The sequence below is a fragment of the Arsukibacterium sp. genome, from assembly GCF_041616895.1.
GTDB lineage: Bacteria > Pseudomonadota > Gammaproteobacteria > Enterobacterales > Alteromonadaceae > Alishewanella.
Genome location: NZ_JBFJPY010000005.1, coordinates 1 through 23,558 on the forward strand (window position 1 = coordinate 1; position 23,558 = coordinate 23,558).

A 23,558-nucleotide genomic window follows, 5' to 3' on the forward strand; every position below is an offset into this window, starting at 1 on the left:
AAACGTAGTACTGATCGCATTATTCCCGCTATGCTGCAGATAAGTATGCACAAAGTGAATGGTATCATCCACCGCAATGCCCATGGCTATGGCAGCAATAGTGATCGTCATCAGATCCAGCGGGATATTCAGCCAGCCAATCAGGCCGACAATACCTAAGGTAGTTAGAATATTCGGTATCAGCGCAATTAAAGCAATTTTCACAGAGCGAAAAATTGCCAGCAATACCATACCCAGCGCCAGATACACTAAACCCAGTGTGGTGACCTGCGAGTCAAACAGACGGGACAAAATATCCTGATACAGTACAAACAGGTTGCTCAGCTGATAGTCTTGTTCAGCCAGACCAACGCTTTGTAAATCGGCATGCAGTTGCTGCATCAGCTGTTCACGATTTAAATCTTTAGTAGTATCCTGCACCCGCGTGGCAATACGAACCTGCTGAGGTGAATCGGCTAAATAGGCTCCCACCAACTGGTTTGTAACCTTAGTACTGAGCATTTCGTAAATTGTGTCCAGTTCGTACTCTGTCAAAGGTTTGTCATTGTTAAGTTGTCTGGCCAGCGTGGTAAAGTTGATCAGTGACGTAACACTGCCGGTAGCGTCAAACGCCTTCACTGCAGCATGCGCGATATGCAGCTGATTTAACTGGTCTGCAGTTATCACCAGATCCGGCTTAGCCTGCTCTGGGTCAAGGGTTATCACAATATCCAGCGGAGTAGAACCGCCAAACTGCTGATCAATAAACGCCAGCTCCTGATGTACCAATGTGTCTTTGGCAAAATAGTTAATAAAGCTGTTTTCAACGTTCAGCCGGCTGATGCCCGTTGCCAGACCGGCAAATACCAGCACTATGCTCAGGATCACCGGATAAGGCCAGCGCTTCACCCCTGCTGCTCCTTGCTGTAACCCCTGCTGTAACCAGGCAAAGTCTGCGGTTTCAGGTCGTGCTTTTAATAAACTTAACAAGGCAGGAAATAACAACAAGCTGACACTCATCGTGATCAGCATGGCAATCAGCATCATAAAACCAAAATCGACTACCGGCTGAATACCGCTGAAAATCAGTGAGCCAAAGCCGACCGATGTAGTCAGAGTCGCGTAAAAACAGGGTGAAATTTTTTGTTGCAACATTGCACCTACCCGCTGTTGCTGGGACAGATCTGACTGGTCGAGGGCAATTTCCCGGTACGCGCCGAGCAAATGGATCATGACGGCTAACGTTAAAATAAGTTGCAGGGCAATAAAGTTAGCCGAGATAACCGTAGTTCGCAGATCCAACAAGCCAAACAAACCACAGGTTAGCAATACGCTAACGGCGCAGCTGAGCAGCGGGAAACAGACCCAACGCCAGCTGCGATAGATAACCAGTAGCAGTGCGGCAATAATCAGTGCTATCGCCAGGCCGAAGGTGGTTAAATCACTTTTAATCATGCTGACCAGATGCTGCCCCACCACATAAGCGCCGCCGACATAAGTGTCAGCACGTGCTGCGACCTGCTGATTAATTTTTTGTATTTTTTCAATTTCTTGCTGGCGCTGCCCTGTCAGCTGCTGGCGGATCGGATCAGCAGCTTGTTGCAACCGGTCGATTTCGGCTTCTTCGCCTTTCGACAGCGGGCGCTCAAGGGTTAGCGCCTGAATCTCAAGAATTTTTTGATCTAGCTCCTGCAGCTCAGCATTGGCTTTAAAAACTATCTGAATGCCTGCCGCAGTTTGGGCTTTATTAAACAGTAAATCGGTAAAAATGGGATGTTCGGTAAGCAGTTGGCGCATGTCTTGCGGTGAATATTGCTGTTTTTGCCAGGTCAGGCTCTCAACATCAGCTCCCGAAGTAAACGCACTGGCATCGTTTAGCAGCGGTACCGTCAGCATAGAGGTGACTGAACTCACCCGTTCAAGGGTGGCGTATTGTGCACTTAAGGCCGTTATATCAGCAAAGGTTTGCGCTGAGAAAAGCTCACCATCGCGCGGCTTATAAGCTACCAGAATAAATTCATCCGGTGAAAAACGCTGATTTGCCAGCTGACTTTTAATATACAGTTCATTATTTTTTACCAGCAAGGTTTCAGCCGAAGCATCAATTCTAAACTGGTTTAAAAAAACCAAAGCCACAGCACCAAGTACCAGAAACATGCCAATAATAAACCAGCGACTACGGACGATACTTCTCCCTAACCACCAGGTTATGTCAGTGTGCTTATTTTGGTTTGACATAGGCTTCATCCCGTTTCAGACCCTGTAAATGCTGATTTCGAAAGTACAAATAAGGGTCTTCAGCTTGCTGGTATAGGGTTTGGTATAAGGCGGCACGGCCAGAGAAGCTGTTTATGATGTTGAGCCCCTGCAAGTAGTAAAGCTCCGGCGTATCGACCACATAGTTAAGAGGTTGAATTAACGCCTCCCCGACTACAGAAGTAGCGCCACGCAAATCGCTCTGGCCCAGAATGGGTAAAACCAGATATGGCCCGCTGCCAATCTGATAATGGCTTAAGGTATCAGCAATACTTTGTTTTGCTTCAGGTATCTCAAACCAGGCAGTGGCCGGATCGAACAAGCCAAGAATGCCGATGGTGGAGTTAATTACAAAGCGGCCTAAATTACTACCGGCCTCTTTAAAGTCACCGCTTAAGGTATTATTAAGCAGGTTCAGCGGCTCGCGAATATTAGCAAACGCATTACTAACTTTATCGCGCACCATCGCCGGTACTACCGCCTCATAACCCTTGGCCAGAGGGATCAGGGCATAGGTATAAGAGACATGATTAAAACTAAACACGGCCCGGTTCCAGCCTTCCAGCGGATCGTAATACACCGGAGCAGGTTCAGCATCACCGGTGACAGTGTCGTCTGCTACCGGCTCCATATCAACCACCGTCGGCTCAAGCTCAAGTGTACCCTGCGAGGTGGTAATGCGGGTCACCTGGCCGGCACTCAATTGCTCTGCGGCTGTTGGTGCCTTATTTTCAGCGGAGATTTTGGCAGGCTCAGCCTGGGAGGCAGGAGTATTGTCATTGGCTACTACATTACCAGCAGATTCTGGTTTACCGGCACACCCGGTCAGCATAGCTACCATTAAACAGATAAGGGTATAACGATATGTCATCCTGTTAACTCCGTATAACAAAACCCAAAAGCGCCAACTGCGCCCAAGATTAAAACAGCAGCATACCACGATAAACAAAAAAGGCGCCTAAGCGCCTTTTAAAAATTAATTAACATTAAAGTTAACTAAATCACTCCCACTCTATCGTCGCAGGTGGCTTGCCTGAGATGTCATACACTACCCGGGAGATGCCATTAATTTCATTAATGATCCGGTTCGACACCTTACCCAACATGTCATACGGCAAATGTGCCCAGTGTGCAGTCATAAAGTCGATGGTTTCCACCGCACGTAAAGAGACAACCCAGTCGTATTTGCGGGCATCACCCATTACCCCCACTGATTTTACCGGCAGGAATACCGCAAACGCCTGGCTGACTTTATTGTATAAATCGGCCTTGTGCAGCTCTTCAATAAAGATAGCATCGGCCCGGCGCAGTAAATCGCAGTACTCTTTCTTAATTTCGCCCAGTACCCGCACACCTAAGCCTGGCCCGGGGAACGGATGGCGGTACAGCATATCGTATGGCAGGCCTAGTTCCAGACCGACTTTGCGTACTTCGTCTTTAAATAACTCACGCAGCGGTTCCACTAAACCCAGCTTCATATGCGCCGGTAAACCACCAACGTTATGGTGCGATTTAATCACATGGGCTTTACCGGTGGCAGAACCAGCTGATTCAATCACGTCAGGGTAAATGGTGCCCTGCGCCAGCCACTTGGCATTTTCCAGCTTTTGCGACTCTTCGTCGAACACTTCAACAAACACCCGGCCGATAATTTTACGCTTGGCTTCAGGTTCATTTTCACCGGCTAAGGCATCAAGGAAACGCTGCTCGGCATCAATTTTAATGATGTTCAGGCCAAAATGGTCACCAAACATATCCATTACCTGCTTGCCTTCGTTTAAACGCAGTAAGCCGTTATCAACAAACACACAGGTTAAATTGCTACCAATTGCCCGGTGCAACAACATGGCAGTAACCGAGCTGTCTACGCCACCGGATAAACCCAGAATAACCCGATCCGTTCCAATTTGTTGCTTTAAACGGGCGACTGCATCTTCGATAATGGTCGCTGGCGTCCATAGTTTGTCACAGCCGCAAATATTGACCACGAAGTGCTCCAGCATCCGCAGGCCCTGACGGGTGTGGGTAACTTCCGGGTGAAACTGTACGCCGTAAAACTGGCGGGCCTCATCGACCATCCCGGCATGCGGGCAAGTGGTGGTCTGAGCGCAGGTCACAAAGCCTTCTGGTATGCTGATCACTTTGTCGCCGTGGCTCATCCAAACATCCAGCAAGGCATTGCCATTGCCGCCAATATGATCTTCAATCTTGGCAAAAAAGTCGTTCGCCGCAATCACTTCAACCTGAGCATAACCAAACTCACGTAAATCAGAACCCTGCACCTTGCCGCCCAGCTGCTCAGCCATGGTTTGCATACCGTAACAAATGCCCAGTACCGGCACGCCGGCATTAAACACATACTCTGGCGCCCTTGGTGAGCCAGCTTCAGTAACGCTTTCCGGGCCGCCCGATAAAATAATACCGGTAGGGTTAAACTCACGAATTTGCTCGTCGCTAACATCCCAGGCCCACAACTCACAATACACGCCAATTTCGCGCACACGACGGGCAATAAGCTGGGTGTACTGCGACCCAAAATCTAGGATTAAAATACGATGGTGATGAATGTTCTTGCTCATAACAACCTTTGAAAAATAAGACGGCGGGCCAGGCCCGCCGTGACAACCGACTGTTGTTAGCCTAACCGGTAGTTAGGCGCTTCCTTGGTGATTTGCACGTCATGTACGTGCGATTCACCCATACCGGCGGCGGTAACCTTAACAAACTCAGGCTTGGTGCGCAGGGTCAGCATATCCGGGCTACCGGTTAAACCCATCGCCGAGCGCAGGCCACCCATTTGCTGGTGAATAATATTTTCAATCGGGCCTTTATACGCCACCCGGCCTTCAATACCTTCTGGTACCAGCTTTTCGGCATTATTACTGCCCTGGAAATAGCGATCTGACGAGCCATTACGCTGCGCCATCGCCCCTAAGGAGCCCATACCACGATACGATTTATAGTAACGGCCCTGATAAAGCTCGACTTCGCCCGGTGCTTCTTCCGTACCGGCAAACATAGAGCCGACCATAACGCAGTGCGCGCCAGCCACTAAGGCTTTAGCCACATCGCCAGAGAAGCGAATACCGCCATCAGCAATAATGCAGACATCAGTACCCTTAATGCCCTCAACCGCATCAGAGATAGCGGTAATTTGCGGCACGCCACAACCGGTTACGATGCGGGTAGTACAAATAGAGCCAGGACCAATACCCACTTTCACCGCATTGGCACCGGCGTCGGCCAGTGCTTTAGCACCTTCAGCAGTTGCTACGTTACCGGCGACAATTTGTAAATCGGGGTACTGGGCACGGGTTTGTTTAACCCGCTCAATCACCCCTTGCGAATGACCATGCGACGTATCGATTAACAGAATATCGACGCCAGCTTCAACTAAGGCTGCAATCCGCTCATCAGTACCCGGGCCTACGCCTACTGCTGCGCCAACCCGTAACCGGCCTAATTCATCTTTACAAGCATTGGGCTTACTTGCCGCTTTATAGTAATCGCGAACGGTGATCAGGCCTTTTAGTTTAAAGTTATCATCCACCACCAGTACTTTTTCAATCCGGTGCTCATGCATTAACCTAAATGCTTGTTCACGCGGCGCGTTTTCATTAACGGTCACCAGTCGCTCACGCGAGGTCATCACAGAAGTAACGCTGGCTTGTAAATCCGCTTCAAAGCTCATATCCCGGCCGGTAACAATACCCACCAGGTTCTGTTCTTTATCCAGTACCGGAAACCCAGAAAACCCATGCTGCTGAGCTAAGGCCTGCACTTCGCGAACCGTCATGTCTGCAGATGCAGTCACCGGATCCGACACTACCCCGCTTTCATATTTTTTCACCTTACGGACATTAGCGGCCTGCTCTTCAATGGTCATATTCTTATGAATAAAACCCAGACCACCTTCCTGCGCCAGCGCGATAGCTAAACGGGCTTCGGTTACCGTGTCCATAGAGGCCGATACCATAGGAATATTCAGCGTGATGCTTTTGGTCAGTTGAGTGCGTAAATCCGCAGTGTGGGGTAGTACGGTAGAGTGCGCCGGAACCAATAACACGTCGTCAAAGGTAAGGGCTTCTTTCTTGATCCTGAGCATTGCAACAATCTCGCTGTGAAGGATGAAAAGATAGGGAATGTTGCGGCGCAATTTTAAAGGATTTGTGGCGATAGAACAATCGGTTTTTTCTTTTTGTGTTAAGACGCCGCCTTAACGTAAACTAGCATCAAAGCAGTTTATCCTGGGTGACTCATGCAAAACCCCGATATATATACCGTTTCCCGCTTAAACAGTGAAGTCAGGCTGATTCTGGAGCTGCAGTTTCAGCGGCTGTGGCTGGTGGGCGAAGTGTCTAATTTTGTCCAGGCAGCATCGGGTCATTGGTATTTTTCACTAAAAGATCAGGCAGCGCAGGTTAAAGTGGCGATGTTTAAGCAGGCTAATCGCAATGCCAGCGTAAAACCGCAAAACGGCCAGCAGGTATTAATTCGAGCCCGTATTAGCGTATACGAGCCCCGCGGTGAGTATCAGCTACTGGCCGAAATGATAGAGCCGGCTGGCGATGGCTTACTGAAACAGCAGTACGAACAACTTAAAAACCGGCTGCAGGCCGAGGGCTTATTTGACGAAGCGCGCAAACAGCCACTACCCGCCCATATTAACCGGGTGGGCGTGATTACCTCGCCCACCGGTGCGGCCATTCGCGATATTGTCAGTGTACTGCAGCGCCGCTCGCCGGGTATCGAAGTGATTATTTACCCCTGCTTAGTGCAGGGCGAACAGGCAGCCAGGCAATTACAGCAAATGTTAAGCACGGCCATCCGGCGCAATGAAGTAGATGTACTTATAATTGGCCGTGGAGGTGGCTCGCTGGAAGACTTATGGTGTTTTAACGATGAGCAACTGGCGCGCGCCGTCGCTGCTTGCCCTATTCCGATAGTCAGTGCGGTAGGCCACGAGATAGATTTTGCTCTAACCGACTTTGTTGCCGATGTCCGCGCCCCAACGCCATCAGCTGCAGCAGAGCTGGTATCGCCCGATCAAAGCCATTTACTGGAACGGCTGCACCGTTTACAAAGCGCACTGGTACAAGCACAGCGCAGCCAGTTAAACCGGCTAAAACCGGATCTTAAGCAACTGGAACAACGCCTGCTGGCACTGCACCCGAAACGGCGCCTGCAACAACAGCAACAGCGGTTAGACGAGCTGCAACTGCGCTTAAACCGGGTTATTGCGCAGCAACTTGCGAATGCTAAACGCCAGCAGCAGTATTTACAGCAAAGCCTGCAGCACCTATCACCTGCCAAAGCCATTAAGCAGCAGCACGAGCAACTGCAGCAGCTGCAACAACGACTGGCGCGCGGTATAAGCCAGCAACTTAAGCAGCAGCAACAAACCCTCGGCCGCTTAAGCAACCAGCTAAACACGGTAAGCCCGCTGGCCACCCTCGCCCGTGGCTACAGTATTGCCTTTGATGAAAAACAGCAGGTGCTAACCTCCAGCAAACAGTTAAAAGCCGGGGATAAGGTCGCCATTAAACTGGCAGAAGGTGGCTTTGATGCCGAGGTGAAAAAGCTTAATGGGGTTTAGGTAACTGAGGTTTTCCTAAAATAAAAGGGGCATTTCAACATTAAAAAAATGCCAGTTATGGTCTAACTGGCATTTTTATCTGATTCATGATTTTCGAATACTTTATATTTTGATACTTAGAAAGACCCGACCAAACTCAGCATGGCATTAATTGGCGCGCCAACGGTTGCCTGATGCGTGGAGTGCGCATTTGGAAAGTACAGCTCATCTGTCAGATTTTCAATGTGCAGCTGCAGTCGCAAGTCGTCAGAGATATCGTAGTAAGCCGACACATCAACCCGGGTATAAGACGGTAATACCGCGGTGTTGCCGCTATTGATAAAACTCTTATCCTGATAAGTGGCACCAACACCGAACCCAAACACGTCATTTACCTGGTAACGTGTCCATACCGAGAAGGTATTCTCAGGCAGTTCTGCAGGTGTTCTGCCGGTTGGGCCATTGCGGTCGACAATTTCACCAGTCATGTTGCTGTAGTTAGCTGATACTGTCCAGTCAGGCATGATCTGGCCACTTACCTGCAACTCGAAACCTGAAATATCAGAATCAATCACATCCAGCGTTGCAGGGTCACTGTCGGCAACCTGTGGTGAGCTTTGCTCGTTTTCAAACACTGCAGCGGTGAAACTCAGGCCTTGCGCGAAATCCCATTTAACGCCAACCTCACGATTGGTGAAAGTATCAGGGTCTAACTCATTGTTACTGCCATTGATATCAGTATACTGCTCGCCGCTTCGTGGCAGGAAAGATTCGCTGTAGCTGGCGTAAACTGAGATATTTTCCTGTGGTTTATAAATTAAACCGGCCCGTGGTGAGATTTCTTCATCGGTTCTGGAGCGGGTTTCCAATGACGACGGCAGAGCGTTCAACACGTCAATATTAAAACGGTCAAAACGTGCCCCCAGCACCAGGTTCAGCTGTTCAGTTAGTTTGATTTCATCTTGTAAATAAAATGAGAACACGCTTAAATCAACCCGGGTGTCGTCATTTAAATCGCTGAAACTGGCGGTAACGCTATCACCATTAGCATTAACACCGCTCAGGTTTTTAAAGTTTAACGGCCGCGCGATGCTGAAAACTTCACGGTCTGATAAGGTAGTGTCGAACACCGGGTTAAAGCGGTTCTGATCAGAGTCGGTCTGAATAAACTCAGAGCCAACAATAACGGTATGGCTCACCGCGCCGGTATCAAATTCGCCGATAAGGCTCGCAGACAATGTCAGGTTCTCACGCCAGGTGTTATCAACATAACCGTCCAGCTCAACTGTATTGGCATTTTGGTTATAGTCGGTGGCATAAAAGTTGGCGTAAATTTTATCATAGTCGCCATATTGAACGCTGAAATTACCTTTGACGTTAGCACTGAAACGATGCTCCAGTGCTGCGCGCACTACGTGCGCTTCTAATTCATGGAAGTTATTTTCCGGATCAGCGAATACGATGTCTTGCAGCGCAGCTACCGGGCGGCCATCAGCACCCGTCGGGATACCACGGTCGATAAAGCGTTCGTGGTTAACATATTCATACGATAGATCAAGTAGGGTGACATCAGATAACTTAACCCGTGCTGTTGGATTAAAACCCACCCGGTCGCCATCATAAAAATCACGGTGTCCTTCCAGATGCTCAACCATAGCATTGATACGCACCGCAGAGCTGTCTGTGGTTACAAGGTTAGTATCCAGTTCACCGCTAACACCGCCGAAACTATTCAAACCCAGTTTATAACCACTGAAATTATTATCGAGCTGAGCTTTTTTTGACACGCGGTTTAAGATGCCGCCTGTACCACCACGGCCAAATAGCAAGGCATTCGGGCCACGTAAAATTTCTACTTGTTCAATGTTGTACAACGCGCGGTAATACTGCACATCATCGCGGTTACCATCAATATAAAAATCAGCCGTAGAACGCACGCCCCGAAATACTACTGAATCACGGTGTCCTTCGCCCTGCGAGGTATTGACGCCTGGCGTGTAATCTATAATGTCACCAATACTGTCAAAGCCGCGCTCTGTGATCTGCTCAGCAGTAATAATGGATAAGCTTTGCGGGACGTCAATAATCGGCGTTGGCGTTTTTACTGAGTTAGATTCATTAACAGACAGGTATTTCCCTTCTACAACGATCCTTTCGACAGCTTCAATGTTTTGAGCTAACGCCGAATTACTTAAGATTACAGCAGCCGCAATACTTGTTAGTTGGAATTTCAATTTCACAGTCTCCGTATTTATATTGATTATTTTTTTGCCTTGTTCCGTGGCTGACAGTGAAGTAACCATAAATAATGCTGGTTAATGTCTGCCTGAAATTACCAAAGCAATCAAACTGGAGCAATGTTAATACGAATCGTTATTAATTGCACGCGCATTACGAAAAACTTTTCTGTAAATGGGTAACTAATTGGCAATCTGGTTGTCGGCCAGTGTCGACTTGTAGATTTTATTAACAGCCCGGAGTTGATAACATGCTGCCTGTAACCAAGCATGCAGTGACTTTAAACCTTGAAGCAACGGAGTCTTATGTCACATAACACAATTGCCCTGAACAAACAGCGCCAGCCGCTGGATCATCTGGAATCGGTCTGGTTGTTTGGTTATGGCTCGTTGATTTACAAAGCTGACTTTGCTTATCTGCAATGCAAGCCAGCCTGTATTTATGGCTGGCAGCGCCGTTTCTGGCAAGGCTCGCATGATCATCGTGGCACACCAGATGCGCCTGGCCGGGTATTGACGCTGATAGAAGTACCTGGCGAGCGCTGTGCCGGTATGGCCTATCAGGTAACGCCTGATACCTTTGAGCATTTAGACCACCGCGAGAAAAACGGGTACTTGCGGGTATTTACCCAGTTGCACTGGCTTAATGAGCCAGGCCAGTCTGAGGGCCTGGTATATTTAGCCAATGCGGACAATGAAGCCTATCTGGGCCCTGCCAGTGATCAGGCGATAGCCACTCATATAGCGAAAAGTAAGGGGCCTAGTGGCCCCAACAGTGAATACTTACTTAAACTGGCGCAGGCCCTGCGCGATATGAACGAGCACGATGCGCATGTATTTGCCATTGAGCAAGCGCTGTTAAAACTTACTCCAGAGTACTAATCCAGGGCTTGTCGCTTTAATAACACTTTTTGTTTGCGACGCCGAAACAGATTCTTAACATCCTCTAGGATCACATAAAAGCAAGGTACCAGGATCAAGGTAATTAAGGTGGCGAACAGCACGGCAAAACTGAGTGATATTGCCATCGGAATAACAAACTGTGCTTGCAGGCTTGTTTCGAACATTATTGGCACTAAGCCGAAGAAGGTGGTTAGCGATGTAAGTAATATGGCCCTGAAGCGCATACTGCCGGCAGAGATGATACTTTCTTTTAATGTTAAGCCTCTGTCACGGGCCTGGTTGACGTAATCGGTAAACACCAGACTGTCGTTTATTACTACCCCGGCTGCGGCAATCATGCCAAAGAAAGAGAACAGTGACAGATCAAAGCCAAGGAAGAAGTGCGCCCATAATGCCCCGGTCATGCCAAACGGGATCACCGACATAATGATCACCGGCTGACTATAGCTTTTCAGCGGAATAGCCAACAGGATGTAAACTAACAATAAGCCAGCAATCATATACAGCAGCATCTGGTTGCGTTGTTTTTGCTGCTCTTCTATCTGGCCACCCAGTTCCGATTTCACTCCGGGGAAGCGCTCCAGTAAATCCGGCATAATATCGGTTCTTACCAGCTTCACCACCTCAGACGTTGTTACCTGCTGCTGATCAACACTGGCTTCAATCCGGACATTTCTAAAACCAGCCTCACGATTAATCCGCGAAATTCCCGGTATTTCAGCAATCTCAGCAACGTCACCGAGCATCACAAACTCACCGGTTGGCAATTTAAGGCGGGTATGTTGCAACGATGCGACCTGCTGCCGCTGTTCCTTCGGATAGCGCACCATCACGCGCACTTCATCGCCGTCGCGGATCATTCGCTGCGCTTCGATACCATAAAAACTGTAGCCAACCTGCTGTGCCAGCCAGGTGGGTGTTAAGCCTAACTGATGGGCCAGCGGCTTCAATTCCAAATTCAGCTCTTTACTGCCTGAATCGATGCTGGAGCCTAAATCATAAACACCCGGTATATTGCTTAATTCACTGATTAATGCATGGCCTGCGGCATTCAGTTGATCAATATCGGTACCAAACAAACGATAACCCAATTCACGCTGTTCGCCGCCACTGAATAAATCGTCTCTGACCTGAATGGTTCGCACTCCGGCAAGTTCTGGTAAACTCTCCCGCCAGCGACGTCCCATCTCAAAAGCTTTAATCGGCCGCTCTTCTTCATCAACCAGGGTGACTAACACCGTGCCGCTGGTCTGGTTGTTCAGCCAGGCCATCACATGTTTAATCATCGGTTTGCCGGTTTGCTCAACCACTGCGGCTTCTTGTTGATAAACCAGCTGTTCAAGCTGCTGTAAAATAGCCAGGCTTTGCTGCTCTGAGGCATTTTGATGCATTTCAAAGCGAATTTCCGGATAGTCATGCGGTACCGGCGGGGTCATCACCGTTCGGATATGATTGGCAGAGATTAAACCAAAACCACTGAGTAGAATGCCAAAAAACACGCCGAGGGTCACATAGCGGTGGGCCATACAAGCCTGAAGAAACGGTTGATAACGACGTTCTATAAACCCCTGAAAACGCTTGTTAAAGCGCATACGCCAGCCATTTTCGGGCACCGGCGTTAATTTAGTATGGGCTAAATGCGCTGGTAATATCAGTTTTGATTCAACCAGACTGAAGAACAAACAACACACTACTACAATAGAAATAACTTTAAATTCATTGGCTTCTATACTATTGCCCAGCATAAAAGGGGCGAATACCGCCATCGTAGTTAACACGCCAAAGGTCGCTGGGGTAGCCACCCGCTGCGCGCCACGGATAATATTATCAACACTATGGCCTTGCAACTCAGTTTCATGATAGGCACTTTCGCCTATGACGATAGCGTCATCGACCACGATGCCCAGCACCATAATAAACGCGAACAGACTGATGATATTGATGGTGACGCCAGCGAAAGGCATCAGCCAGATAGCGCCCAGAAAAGCAATCGGTAAACCGAGCATTACCCAGAACGCGACTTTAAAGCGTAAAAACAGCATCAGCATCAAAAACACCAGTACCGCCCCCTGCAGCAGATTGCTCCACATCATATTCAGGCGGCCGTTCAGGTAGTACGTCATATCTACCAGGCTGTGCAGCTGATAATCCCCCTGCAATTGCGTATTCTTGAACTCAACATACTGTTTCACGCTGGCAGCAACATCTGGCAATGACTGCGTTGCAGAGGCTTTCACTGCCATAAATGCTGCCGGTTTACCGTCGTAACGCATATAGTTAATACGCTCTTCAAAGCCATCATAGATAGTAGCAATATCACCCAGCTGGATCTGTTCCCCCTGCGGCCCGGTTATAATTGGCAGCACCGCAAACTCATCTGCCCGGTAAGCGCGTTGCTCAGAGCGGATAGTGATCATGCCGGCGTCAGAGCGGATCATGCCGGCCGACACATTGTCAGAATGCTGCGTTATGGCCCTGCTGATATCCTGTAAGCTGATGTTGTAACGCTCAAGCGTTGCCGGCTCAATTTCAATGCCTATCTCCCATGCCGGCATCGCATCAAAGTCAACGAAACTGATATTCTCAAGCTGCAGCAATTCATTCTTTATCTGCCGCCCCATCGCTTTTAACGCCAGTTGATCCTCGGTACCGGTCAGCACCAGATTAACTGCATCCTGGCGCCACTCTACCTGATAAATCGTTAATGGCTCCATCGCGCTGGGGAAGGTACTGATGGCATCCATTTTCAGCTTTACCTGATCTAAGCGGGATGAAATATCTGTGCCCGGCACCAGCTCAATGCTGACCCGGCCACCACCTCGCCAGGCGTTACTGCGATAACGTTTAATGCCTTCAATGTCGGTCAGCGCTTCCTCTATTTTAATCAGGATGCCCTCTTCAATTTCCTGCGGCGCAGCACCACGAAAAGTGGCACTGACATGAATATAATTAACTTCTACAGAGGGAAACATTTGCCGTTGCATGGTGGCATAGGTCACCAGCCCCATCACAACAATAAACACCATCAGTAAATTAGCGGCAACACTGTTGCGGGCAAACCAGGCAATAATGCCTTTATCAGGATTATAAGGCATGATTTACTCCGCTTTTACCAGCTCGCTGTCGCTTGGTGCAGTGCGCACCGCCATCCCCGGTTGCGGGAAATTGGGTACCGTTAAGATAAGCTGCTGGCCATCGGTTAAACCCGCTTTGACATAAGCAAATTTACCCGATTGCCGAACCACCTCCACCTCTTGCTGAGCCATCGTCATATCCGGTTGTAAAAGCCAGACTTTGCCATCGGACAACGCGTCTTGCGGAATCGTGTAGAGCTTATCTTCAACCCGACCGGCCAGACGCACCTCCACATACTGACCAAATCGGATAACCGGTTGCTGGCTGCGCACGGCATAGGGGTCGTCAAGTTGCACCACCAGATGGCTCATTCGGGTCTGGCTGTCCACCAATCCCAAATCACGCACTACCTTCGCTTCGCGGCTCACCTGTTCAGTTCTTAACTGCGCCGGAATACCTGCGCGCTCTGTCGGTAAATAAGCCAGATCAAAACTGGCAACAGGAACATAAAGCTCTGCCTGCTCAACACTGTACAGTTCGCCCAACGCGGTGCCCGTGCTGACCACCTGCCCCAAACCAATGTTACGATTGACGACCAGAGCATCATAAGGCGCGGTAATCCGGGTTCTTTCTAAATCACGCTTTGCTTTCTGCAGCGATGCCTTAGCAGATTTTAACGCGGCTTCTGCGCTGAGTAACTGAGGTTGGCGTAATGCTAACGCGGTAATTTGATCTCGGGATAAATGGCGCAATTCCTGCTCAGCCACCCGGGCTTGCGCCTGCTCCTGAGAAAGTGCAGATTCGGCACTGGCAACAGCAGCCTCAGCACTGAGTAAGGCCACCTGATAGTCTGCCTCATCCAGCTGCACCAGCACTGTGCCTTTAGTTATAACGCCGCCGGCAATAAAGTTCGGGTTTAAAGCGATAACCCGGCCCGACACCTCAGGGGTTAAGGTGGTTTTTTCTTTGGGTTTTACTTCGGCCCAGAGTTGCAGCTCAAAACGATGGGGCTGTGCCTGCAATGGTTGAGTAACGACCAATGGCGCCAGCGATCCTGACTTCTCTTTTTGTAACGGTGGTTTGGCGGTAGCTTGTATTACAATAAACACCACAATTGCCAAGCCAAATACGCCTGCCGCAAACAATCCCTTCTGCCACGTTTTCATTAATCCGCTCCATCGCTGCTGGTCATTATCTACCATAGCAAAGTGGAGGTAAAAAGACAGCGGGAAACTGTTAGCAAATATAAACTGGTGCAGCAGCAAAAAAGGATTGCCTAGTATTAGCTAGGCAATCCCGTACGCAGTCTCAATTTCAGATAGAGACTACTCCTTTACCACATCAATAAAGTACTGACTTTCCCCTGCCACGGTTTCTCGTACCAGACCATGTACATCGGTTTCAAACCCCGGGAACTGGCCGTTAAAGGCGCGGGTAAACTTCAGGTAGTTGATAATAGTGCCGTTAAAACGCTCGCCCGGCACCATTAGCGGAATACCCGGAGGGTAAGGTGTGACTAACATGGCGGTTACCCGGCCGGCGATATCATCAATAGACACCCGCTCAATTTCTCGGTGGGCCATTTTGGCCCAGGCATCGGCCGGGGTCATGGCGGTTTCAATGGTCGACAGATACATTTCAGTGGTCACTTTTGCCACGTCAAACTGGCGGTAGATATTGTGAATTTGCTGACATAAATCGCGCAGACCCACTTTTTCATAGCGAGGGTTCTTGGCCACAAATTCCGGCATAATGCGCCACATCGGCAAGTTCTGATCGTAGTCGTCTTTAAACTGCTGCAGCTCAGTAACCATCGAGTTCCAGCGACCCTTGGTAATACCAATAGTAAACATAATAAAGAACGAATACAGACCGGTTTTCTCAATAATAATACCGTGCTCTGCCAGATATTTGCTGACGATAGTGGCTGGTATGCCCTGCTCGTCAAACTGACCCAGCATATTCAGGCCAGGGGTAATAATGGTTGCTTTAATCGGGTCTAGAATATTAAAGCCCGACTCTATTGGCCCAAAGCCATGCCAGCTGTCAGTGGCGTGTAGCACCCAGTTATCGCGCTCGCCTATGCCCTCTTCCGGCAAATGCTCGGGGCCCCATACTTTAAACCACCAGTCATCATCACCAAATTCGGCATCTACTTTGCGCATCGCACGGCGAAAATCCATAGCTTCAAATAAACTTTCTTCTACCAGCGAGGTGCCGCCCGGCGCTTCCATCATGGCAGCGGCCACATCGCAGCTGGCGATAATGGCATACTGCGGGCTGGTTGAGCTGTGCATTAAGTAGGATTCGTTAAAGCGATGGGTATCCAGATTGCGGTTAGTGGCGTTTTGCACCAGAATTTGTGAGGCTTGCGATAAGCCAGCCAGCAACTTATGGGTGGACTGGGTCGCGAATACCAGGGTTTCATCTGAGCGTGGCCGGTCTTTACCTATCGCATGCATATTTTTATAAAAATCGTGGAAGCTGGCGTGCGGTAACCAGGCTTCGTCAAAATGCAGGGTGTCGATGGTCGAGCCCAGTTCCTGTTTAATTTCTTCTACGTTATATAAAATACCGTCATAAGTACTTTGAGTAATGGTTAAAATACGCGGCTTTTTATTCTTAGCATTTCGGGCAAATGGGTTGGCTTCTATTTTTTTAGCAATGGCCTCAGGTGAAAACTCACTTTTAGGAATGGGGCCAATAATGCCGTAATGGTTTCGGGTTGGCATTAAAAATACCGGAATAGCGCCGGTCATAATAATCGAATGTAAAATGGATTTATGGCAATTGCGATCTACCACCACGATATCGCCCGGCGCCACCACTGAGTGCCAGACCATTTTATTCGAGGTAGAAGTACCGTTGGTGACAAAAAACAGATGGTCGGCATTAAAAATACGGGCAGCGTTCTGCTCGCTTTGCGCTACCGGGCCGGTATGGTCCAGCAACTGACCTAATTCATCAACCGAATTACAGACATCGGCCCGCAGCATGTTTTCGCCAAAAAACTGGTGAAACATCTGGCCAACCGGGCTTTTTAAGAAGGCCACACCGCCCGAGTGCCCCGGGCAATGCCAGGAATACGAGCCGTCTGAGGCATAATCCATCAACGCGTTGAAAAACGGCGGCGCTAACGCATCTAAGTATTTTTGCGCTTCGCGGATAATATGCCGGGCAACAAATTCCGGCGTATCTTCAAACATATGAATAAAGCCGTGCAGCTCGCGCAATACGTCATTAGGAATATGGCGGCTGGTGCGGGTTTCACCGTATAAGAATATCGGAATATCGGCGTTACGTTTACGTACCTCTTTGACAAAAGCCCGCAGCTCAGTCAGCGCGGTAATCACGTCAGCATCACTGCCGCTACCAAACTCTTCATCATCTATCGATAAAATAAAGCACGACGCACGACTAGCCTGCTGGGCAAAAGCGGTTAAATCGACGTAGCTGGTATAACCGACCACCTCAAAACCATGGCTGCCGATAGCCTGGGCAAGATCACGAATACCCGAGCCGGAAATATTTTCTGAACGGAAATCTTCATCAATCACGATAACCGGGAAACGAAACTTCATCAGTTAATCCTTGCTATTAATCTTTTTTGGCGACTTTCTGCCGCGCCTTCATTAAACGCTCGCGCTTGTATTTTTGCAGCGCCGTCTCAGTATTTTTCTTGGTCGGGGTAAAGGGGTTCTCTCCTTCCCGGAACTCAACCCGCACCGGCGTGCCCATCATTTGCAGCGCTTTACGATAGTAATTCATTAAATAGCGCTTATAAGAGTCCGGCAGGTCTTTGACCTGGTTACCGTGAATGACAATTATCGGTGGGTTGTAACCACCTGCATGAGCATATTTCAGTTTAACCCGCCGCCCATGCACCATCGGGGGCTGGTGATCTTCCTGGGCCATTTTCATAATGCGGGTTAACAGCGAGGTGCTGACCCGTTTGGTCGCAGAATCAAACGCTTCTTCCACCGACTCGAATAAATTGCCCACACCAGAGCCATGCAGCGCTGAGATAAAATGCAAACGGGCAAAGTCGATAAAACCTAAGCGGCGATCCAACTCGCGTTTTACTTCATCTTTAATGCTGTCGTTCAAACCATCCCACTTGTTAACGGCAATAACCAGAGATCGGCCAGCATTGAGCGCAAAACCTAGAATACTTAAATCCTGATCAGAGATACCTTGCTGAGCATCCAGTACCAGCAATACCACATTGGCTTCTTCAATCGCTTGCAGCGTTTTAATTACTGAGAACTTTTCCACCATGTCGTCAATTTTGCCACGCCGACGTACACCCGCTGTGTCTATTAACGTATAGTTGCGCTCGTTCCGCTGCATCGGAATAAATACCGAGTCGCGCGTTGTGCCAGGCATATCAAACACCACCACCCGCTCTTCACCTAAAATACGGTTGGTCAGGGTTGATTTTCCTACGTTGGGACGGCCAACTATGGCCAACTTAATATGCTCGCTGCGTAGCCGGGCCGCTTCAGCGTCGGCCTGTTCTTCGGTCAACGTTTCCAGCGCCGGGCCAGTGTCGTTCTCTGCCTTCCCCTCAGCGTCTGATTTTATGCTGTCAGCAAGAAAGGGTAATAATGCATGATTTAATAATGACGAAACCCCCCGGCCGTGCGCCGCTGCGATCGGGTACACTTCGCCTATGCCCAGGCTGTAAAAGTCGGCCACCGCAGTATCTGCATCTAAGCCATCGGTTTTATTGGCCACCAGAAATACCGGTTTTTCCAGACGTCGAATATGATCGGCAATTGCACCGTCACCTACGGTAGCGCCAGCACGGGCGTCAACCATAAACAACACCACATCTGCTTCGTCAATGGCTTTTAACGATTGCTCCGCCATTTCCACTTCAATGCCTTGCTCGTGGCCATCGATACCACCGGTATCCACCACAATAAACTCCAGTCCCTCGAAATTGACTGAACCATATTTACGATCCCGGGTTAACCCCGGAAAATCTGCAACCAGAGCGTCACGGGTGCGGGTTAAACGATTAAACAACGTGGATTTGCCAACATTGGCGCGCCCCACCAGGGCCACTACAGGTAACATTCAGTCAACCTCAGAAATAAGAAAACAGGCCCATTCAGGCCTGTTCCTTCAGTTATATGCCTAGAGTGCCCGTTAAGGCACTTGTAATAAGACTAGCTCACCATTGCGGCTTGTCACTAATATATAGTTTTCGTTTGCCACCGGCTCGTTGTAAAAGCCTGAGCCATCCATGCTTTGCCGGGCAACAAAATCACCGGTTTCACGGTTTAACCAATGCAGGTTACCTTTATTGTCACCTACCACCAGATAATCTTTATACACGGTTGGTCCGGTTAAAAAATGCCGTTGTAAGCCCTGCTGGCCCCATATTTCACTGCCATTTCGTCGATCGACAGCATAAATACCGCCAGTGGAATCTACCAGGTATAAGGTAGTGCCTGCGACAGTCATATTGCGAAAGCTGGCATAATCGCGCTTCCATAGCTGACGACCACTACGCAGCTCCATTGCCACCAACTCACCGTTAAAAGCAATGGTGTACAAGGTACCAGCTATCACAATAGGTTTAGCATCAACATCAACCAGTCGTGATAAGTCAGTACTGCCTTGCGGCGTAGCAATGGCTTCTTCCCATGCCTGATAACCGCGCTCAGCTATTAACACGCCAACCCGGCCGGTGCCACTACCGTATAATACGCCACCAGCCTCAATAACAGGCTCACTCAGGCCACGGATGGTTAGCGCGGGCTGCTCATCTTCAAATATCCAGCGCTGCTCGCCCGTTGCCGGGTCAAGCGCGATCAGATTCCCCGCAGTGGTGGCAACAACGACCAACCCCTCACCTGCAGCCGGGCTGACCAGCACTTCACCTTTTACCGGCACCCGCCACAACAGCTGACCGTCTTGGGCATTTAACGCAAATACTTCACCGTCTTCGGTACCGAGGTACAATTTATTGTCATTAAAAGTAACGCCACCGGCTATCCGGGCGGTATCACTGCTAAAGCGTGAAAACAATGAACTTTTACCTTCATTGCGTAAATCGAAGCTCCATAAGGTACGACCATTGCTCAGGTTTTTCGCTACCACGATGCCATCACGACTGGCTGCATAGACGGTGTCATTGACAATAGCTGGCTTTAGCCCCGATTCGTAATGGCCAATGCCTTTACCCACTTTACTTTGCCAGACTTTTTGCGGCTTAATTGTGTTTTGCACTTCTGGCAGCACCAGCTTCTCTTTACTGGAACAGGCACCTAATGCCAGGGCTACCACAGCAACCACTGTTATTTTTCCGAATAATTTCACGCCTACCCCTTGTTAACTGGCTGTAATATGGGCCAATTCATCCAGCTTTACCTGCAATAATGGCCGGCTTTGCTCACTACTGGCCAGCGCCTGCTGATACGCTGCTTTAGCCTTTGCTAATTCGCCGGTTAACTGCAGTACATCGCCTTTTAATTCTGCCTGCTGAGCCTCAAAGCTTGCCGGGACTGGCAGTGCTAACGTGGTCAAGGCGTCAGCATAGTTACCCTGCTCGCGCTGCACCCGGGCCAGTCGCAGTTGGGCAATTGCCTGCACCGGTGTATCTTTAGCGTTACTGATCACCCAGCTTAAGTGTTCTGCCGCCGTAGCCAGCTGCTGGTTATCTATCGCTTCGCGTGCCGCCAGCAATGCCGCAAATACTGCATAGCTGGTATCACCCTGCGCATCAATAAACCCTTTAGCGCTGGCCAGCCAATCACTGCCTTCGCTTTGCTGTTGTTCCAGTAGCTGACTGTACTGAGCCGATACCTGCTCGGCCTGCTCACGCTGTTCAGCCTGAAAATAGCGCCAGCCATAAAGCCCGGCTAAGCCAATTACCACGCCGCCCAGAATAGCTTTACCATAATCGTTCCAAAAGCGTTTAATGGCTTCAACCTGTTGTTCTTCGCTACTGTAAATTTCCAATTTTACTACTCCGTAATATCCTGTCTAATCTGCTTAGCCACTTGCAGGTCTGAGAATTATTAACCTGCAAGCGATTGTTCAATCTGTGTATTTTAATTTAAACCGCTGCTGCCAGTAACTGTGGCAACGCTGTCAACGCTACCGTTTGTTGCGGTTTTTCCTGGCGCAGCCATTTTAAGGTTACTTCGCCGCGGGCCAGCTCATCCTCACCTAAAATCAGCGCCAGTTCGGCACCTGACTTATCGGCACGTTTCATTTGCTTTTTCAGGTTGCCGCCGCCGCAGTGCAAGATAACACGTTTTAGCGCCAGCTCGCTACGCAGCTGTTGGGCAATACCAATGGCCGCAAGTTCCGCAGCTTCACCCATTGGCATAATATAAATATCTGCGGTTGCCTCTGGCAGGCTAACCAGTTGCAACGTTTGCAACAATAGCACCAGCCGCTCCATGCCAAGCGCAAAGCCCACTGCCGGTGTTGCTTTGCCACCCAGTTGTTCTACCAGGCCATCATAACGCCCGCCAGCACATACCGTACCTTGCGCGCCAAGTTCAGTGGTGACCCACTCAAATACCGTTTTATTGTAATAGTCGAGCCCCCGCACCAGGGTTGGATTGATGGTATAAGCAATACCAGCAGCATCGAGCCGGCGTTTTAACTGGCTGAAGTGCTCTGCAGAATCGGCGTCTAAATAATCGGCTAGCTGCGGGGCCCCAGCTATCACTGCGGCGAGTCCCGGGTTCTTGGTATCAAGCACCCGTAACGGATTGCTGTGCATGCGGCGCAGGCTATCTTCATCAAGTTGCGACTTGTGCTGCTCCAGATAGGCTACCAACGCTTCTCGGTAAGTTGCTCTGGCTTCATTTGACCCTAACGAATTCAGCTGCAAACTGACATAAGGTGTCAGCCCCAGTTGCTGCCATAAGTTAGCGGTTAGCATAATAACTTCAGCATCTATATCGCTGCTGGCAATACCAAAGGCTTCCAGGCCAAACTGATGAAACTGCCGATAACGGCCTTTTTGTGGACGTTCATGCCGGAACATCGGCCCCATATACCACAAGCGCTGTTCCTGATTGTACAATAAACCATGCTCGTTACCGGCCCTGACACAGCAGGCAGTACCTTCCGGCCGCAGGGTCAGGCTGTCACCATTGCGATCTGCAAAGGTGTACATCTCTTTTTCAACAATATCAGTGACTTCACCAATAGATCGTTTAAACAGCTCGGTCATTTCAACGATAGGAAACCGGATCTCACTGTAGCCAAAGCGGGCTACTGTGCTGCGTAATACCTGCTCCAGATGCTGCCATAATGGCGTATCCTGTGGCAGGCAATCGTTCATGCCGCGTATTGCCTGAATATTTTTTGCCAAAATTAAATTCTCACTGCCATGCTTAAAACCGGGCGATTATAAGAGGTGTTAACGAAAACACCAAACCGCAAGCGGGTTAATCCAGTTGTTTTATGCCAATTAACTGCTCACGTGCGACCAGATACTGCCGCACCTGCTGCTCCAGTTGCTCAGCGATGTTGGTATTATCCAGTCGCAGTTTCTGGCGCTGACCATTTAAATAGAAGCCACTCTTGCGGTTAGCCCCGGCTACTCCTAAATCTGAAATTAAAGCTTCGCCCGGACCATTTACCACACAGCCAATCACCGACACCGTTAAAGGCTCGACAATATCTTCCAGCCGTTGCTCCAGCTCGTTCATGGTTTTAATTACGTCGAATTCCTGACGCGAGCAGCTCGGGCAGGCAATAAAGTTAATACCGCGCTGGCGAATACGCAGTGATTTTAATATATCGAAGGCGACCTTTACTTCTTCTACCGGATCGGCAGCCAGTGAGATCCGAAGTGTATCGCCAATACCCTCTGCAAGCAGCATCCCTAAGCCAATTGCCGATTTAACTGCACCGGCCCGGGCACCGCCTGCCTCGGTAATACCTAAATGCAGAGGTTGCTTAATTTGTTTGGCCAGTAAACGGTAAGCGCCTACCGCGAGGAACACATCGGAGGCTTTTACGCTGACTTTAAATTGATCAAAATTAAGCCGGTCCAGAATATCAACATGACGCATTGCCGATTCCAGCAGGGCTTCCGGGGTAGGCTCCCTGTACTTTTCCTGAATATCGGCCTCTAACGAACCGCCATTGACGCCGATCCGAATTGGAATGTTATGATCACGGGCACTGTCCACTACCGCCCGGATCCGATCCTCCTTGCCGATGTTACCCGGGTTTATCCGCAGGCAATCTGCCCCGTACTCCGCCACTTTTAAGGCGATGCGATAGTCAAAATGAATATCGGCGACCAGCGGAATAGGTGACTGCTGCTTAATCAGCTTAAAGGCTTCTGCCGCTTCCATCGTCGGTACCGAGACACGCACCAAATCGGCGCCAGCAGCTGCAATGGCTCGAATTTGCGCCAGAGTGGCCTCGACATCTGTGGTTCGGGTGTTGGTCATCGATTGCACGGCAATAGGGGCATCGCCGCCAATTGCAACGGTACCTACATGAATTTGAGTGCTCAGGCGTCGGGTAATAGGATTGTCAGCAAACAT

Annotated in this window: 15 protein-coding genes; 2 read left to right on the forward strand and 13 right to left on the reverse strand. The window is 49.5% G+C overall.

The features are described 5' to 3' along the window. The 4 genes from ABY802_RS01790 to guaB form a co-directional block, all read right to left on the reverse strand. On the reverse strand, positions 1–2,217 hold a 2,217-nt coding region (locus ABY802_RS01790), incomplete at its 3' end, for an MMPL family transporter (RefSeq protein WP_372625294.1). After that, the gene (locus ABY802_RS01795) at positions 2,201–3,106 is read right to left on the reverse strand and encodes an MlaA family lipoprotein (protein ID WP_372625295.1); all 906 of its coding nucleotides are present in this window, start codon (positions 3,104–3,106) and stop codon (positions 2,201–2,203) included. The genes ABY802_RS01790 and ABY802_RS01795, both read right to left, overlap by 17 nt. 130 nt (positions 3,107–3,236) lie before the next feature. Further along, complete coding sequence (gene guaA / locus ABY802_RS01800) at positions 3,237–4,814, reverse strand: glutamine-hydrolyzing GMP synthase (protein WP_372625296.1); 1,578 nt, start codon at positions 4,812–4,814, stop codon at positions 3,237–3,239. 56 nt (positions 4,815–4,870) lie between these two features. After that, positions 4,871–6,340, reverse strand: a complete 1,470-nt coding sequence (gene guaB / locus ABY802_RS01805) for an IMP dehydrogenase (RefSeq protein WP_372625297.1) — start codon at positions 6,338–6,340, stop codon at positions 4,871–4,873. Between the two features lie 153 nt (positions 6,341–6,493). Between guaB and xseA the strand changes: the two genes are divergently transcribed. Next, positions 6,494–7,831: an exodeoxyribonuclease VII large subunit gene (gene xseA / locus ABY802_RS01810; RefSeq protein WP_372625298.1), complete on the forward strand. Its 1,338-nt coding sequence runs from the start codon at positions 6,494–6,496 to the stop codon at positions 7,829–7,831. Between the two features lie 116 nt (positions 7,832–7,947). Here the strand turns inward: xseA and ABY802_RS01815 are convergent, their stop codons facing one another. Continuing rightward, the gene (locus ABY802_RS01815; protein WP_372625299.1) at positions 7,948–10,050 is read right to left on the reverse strand and encodes a TonB-dependent receptor; all 2,103 of its coding nucleotides are present in this window, start codon (positions 10,048–10,050) and stop codon (positions 7,948–7,950) included. A 303-nt stretch (positions 10,051–10,353) separates the two neighbouring features. Between ABY802_RS01815 and ABY802_RS01820 the strand changes: the two genes are divergently transcribed. Further along, positions 10,354–10,929, forward strand: coding sequence for a gamma-glutamylcyclotransferase (locus ABY802_RS01820; protein ID WP_372625300.1), 576 nt, complete (start codon positions 10,354–10,356; stop codon positions 10,927–10,929). Here the strand turns inward: ABY802_RS01820 and ABY802_RS01825 are convergent. The 8 genes from ABY802_RS01825 to ispG all read right to left on the reverse strand — a co-directional run bounded on the left by ABY802_RS01825 (position 10,926) and on the right by ispG (position 23,558). Then, positions 10,926–14,045 (reverse strand): efflux RND transporter permease subunit, encoded by a 3,120-nt coding sequence (locus ABY802_RS01825; RefSeq protein ID WP_372625301.1) that lies wholly within the window; start codon positions 14,043–14,045, stop codon positions 10,926–10,928. The genes ABY802_RS01820 and ABY802_RS01825 overlap by 4 nt on opposite strands. Before the next feature lie 3 nt (positions 14,046–14,048). After that, positions 14,049–15,191 (reverse strand): efflux RND transporter periplasmic adaptor subunit, encoded by a 1,143-nt coding sequence (locus tag ABY802_RS01830; protein ID WP_372625302.1) that lies wholly within the window; start codon positions 15,189–15,191, stop codon positions 14,049–14,051. Positions 15,192–15,350: 159 nt separating this feature from the next. Beyond that, positions 15,351–17,606 (reverse strand): Orn/Lys/Arg decarboxylase N-terminal domain-containing protein, encoded by a 2,256-nt coding sequence (locus tag ABY802_RS01835; protein ID WP_372625303.1) that lies wholly within the window; start codon positions 17,604–17,606, stop codon positions 15,351–15,353. A gap of 16 nt (positions 17,607–17,622) precedes the next feature. Beyond that, complete coding sequence (der, locus tag ABY802_RS01840) at positions 17,623–19,107, reverse strand: ribosome biogenesis GTPase Der (protein ID WP_372625304.1); 1,485 nt, start codon at positions 19,105–19,107, stop codon at positions 17,623–17,625. A gap of 72 nt (positions 19,108–19,179) precedes the next feature. Next, complete coding sequence (gene bamB / locus ABY802_RS01845; RefSeq protein ID WP_372625305.1) at positions 19,180–20,355, reverse strand: outer membrane protein assembly factor BamB; 1,176 nt, start codon at positions 20,353–20,355, stop codon at positions 19,180–19,182. Positions 20,356–20,367: 12 nt separating this feature from the next. Further along, positions 20,368–20,997 carry a YfgM family protein gene (locus ABY802_RS01850; RefSeq protein WP_372625306.1) on the reverse strand — a complete coding sequence of 210 codons (630 nt, stop codon included), beginning with the start codon at positions 20,995–20,997 and terminating at the stop codon, positions 20,368–20,370. Positions 20,998–21,094: 97 nt separating this feature from the next. Then, complete coding sequence (gene hisS / locus ABY802_RS01855; RefSeq protein WP_372625307.1) at positions 21,095–22,369, reverse strand: histidine--tRNA ligase; 1,275 nt, start codon at positions 22,367–22,369, stop codon at positions 21,095–21,097. 76 nt (positions 22,370–22,445) lie between these two features. Further along, positions 22,446–23,558 carry a flavodoxin-dependent (E)-4-hydroxy-3-methylbut-2-enyl-diphosphate synthase gene (gene ispG / locus ABY802_RS01860; protein WP_372625308.1) on the reverse strand — a complete coding sequence of 371 codons (1,113 nt, stop codon included), beginning with the start codon at positions 23,556–23,558 and terminating at the stop codon, positions 22,446–22,448.

Coding starts and splice junctions, on each gene's coding strand:
- ABY802_RS01795 (WP_372625295.1), bottom strand. CDS start 3,106: ATGACATATCGTTATACCCTTATCTGTTTAATGGTAGCTATGCTGACC.
- guaA (WP_372625296.1), bottom strand. CDS start 4,814: ATGAGCAAGAACATTCATCACCATCGTATTTTAATCCTAGATTTTGGG.
- guaB (WP_372625297.1), bottom strand. CDS start 6,340: ATGCTCAGGATCAAGAAAGAAGCCCTTACCTTTGACGACGTGTTATTG.
- xseA (WP_372625298.1), top strand. CDS start 6,494: ATGCAAAACCCCGATATATATACCGTTTCCCGCTTAAACAGTGAAGTC.
- ABY802_RS01820 (WP_372625300.1), top strand. CDS start 10,354: ATGTCACATAACACAATTGCCCTGAACAAACAGCGCCAGCCGCTGGAT.
- ABY802_RS01825 (WP_372625301.1), bottom strand. CDS start 14,045: ATGCCTTATAATCCTGATAAAGGCATTATTGCCTGGTTTGCCCGCAAC.
- ABY802_RS01830 (WP_372625302.1), bottom strand. CDS start 15,191: ATGAAAACGTGGCAGAAGGGATTGTTTGCGGCAGGCGTATTTGGCTTG.
- ABY802_RS01835 (WP_372625303.1), bottom strand. CDS start 17,606: ATGAAGTTTCGTTTCCCGGTTATCGTGATTGATGAAGATTTCCGTTCA.
- der (WP_372625304.1), bottom strand. CDS start 19,107: ATGTTACCTGTAGTGGCCCTGGTGGGGCGCGCCAATGTTGGCAAATCC.
- ispG (WP_372625308.1), bottom strand. CDS start 23,558: ATGTTTGCTGACAATCCTATTACCCGACGCCTGAGCACTCAAATTCAT.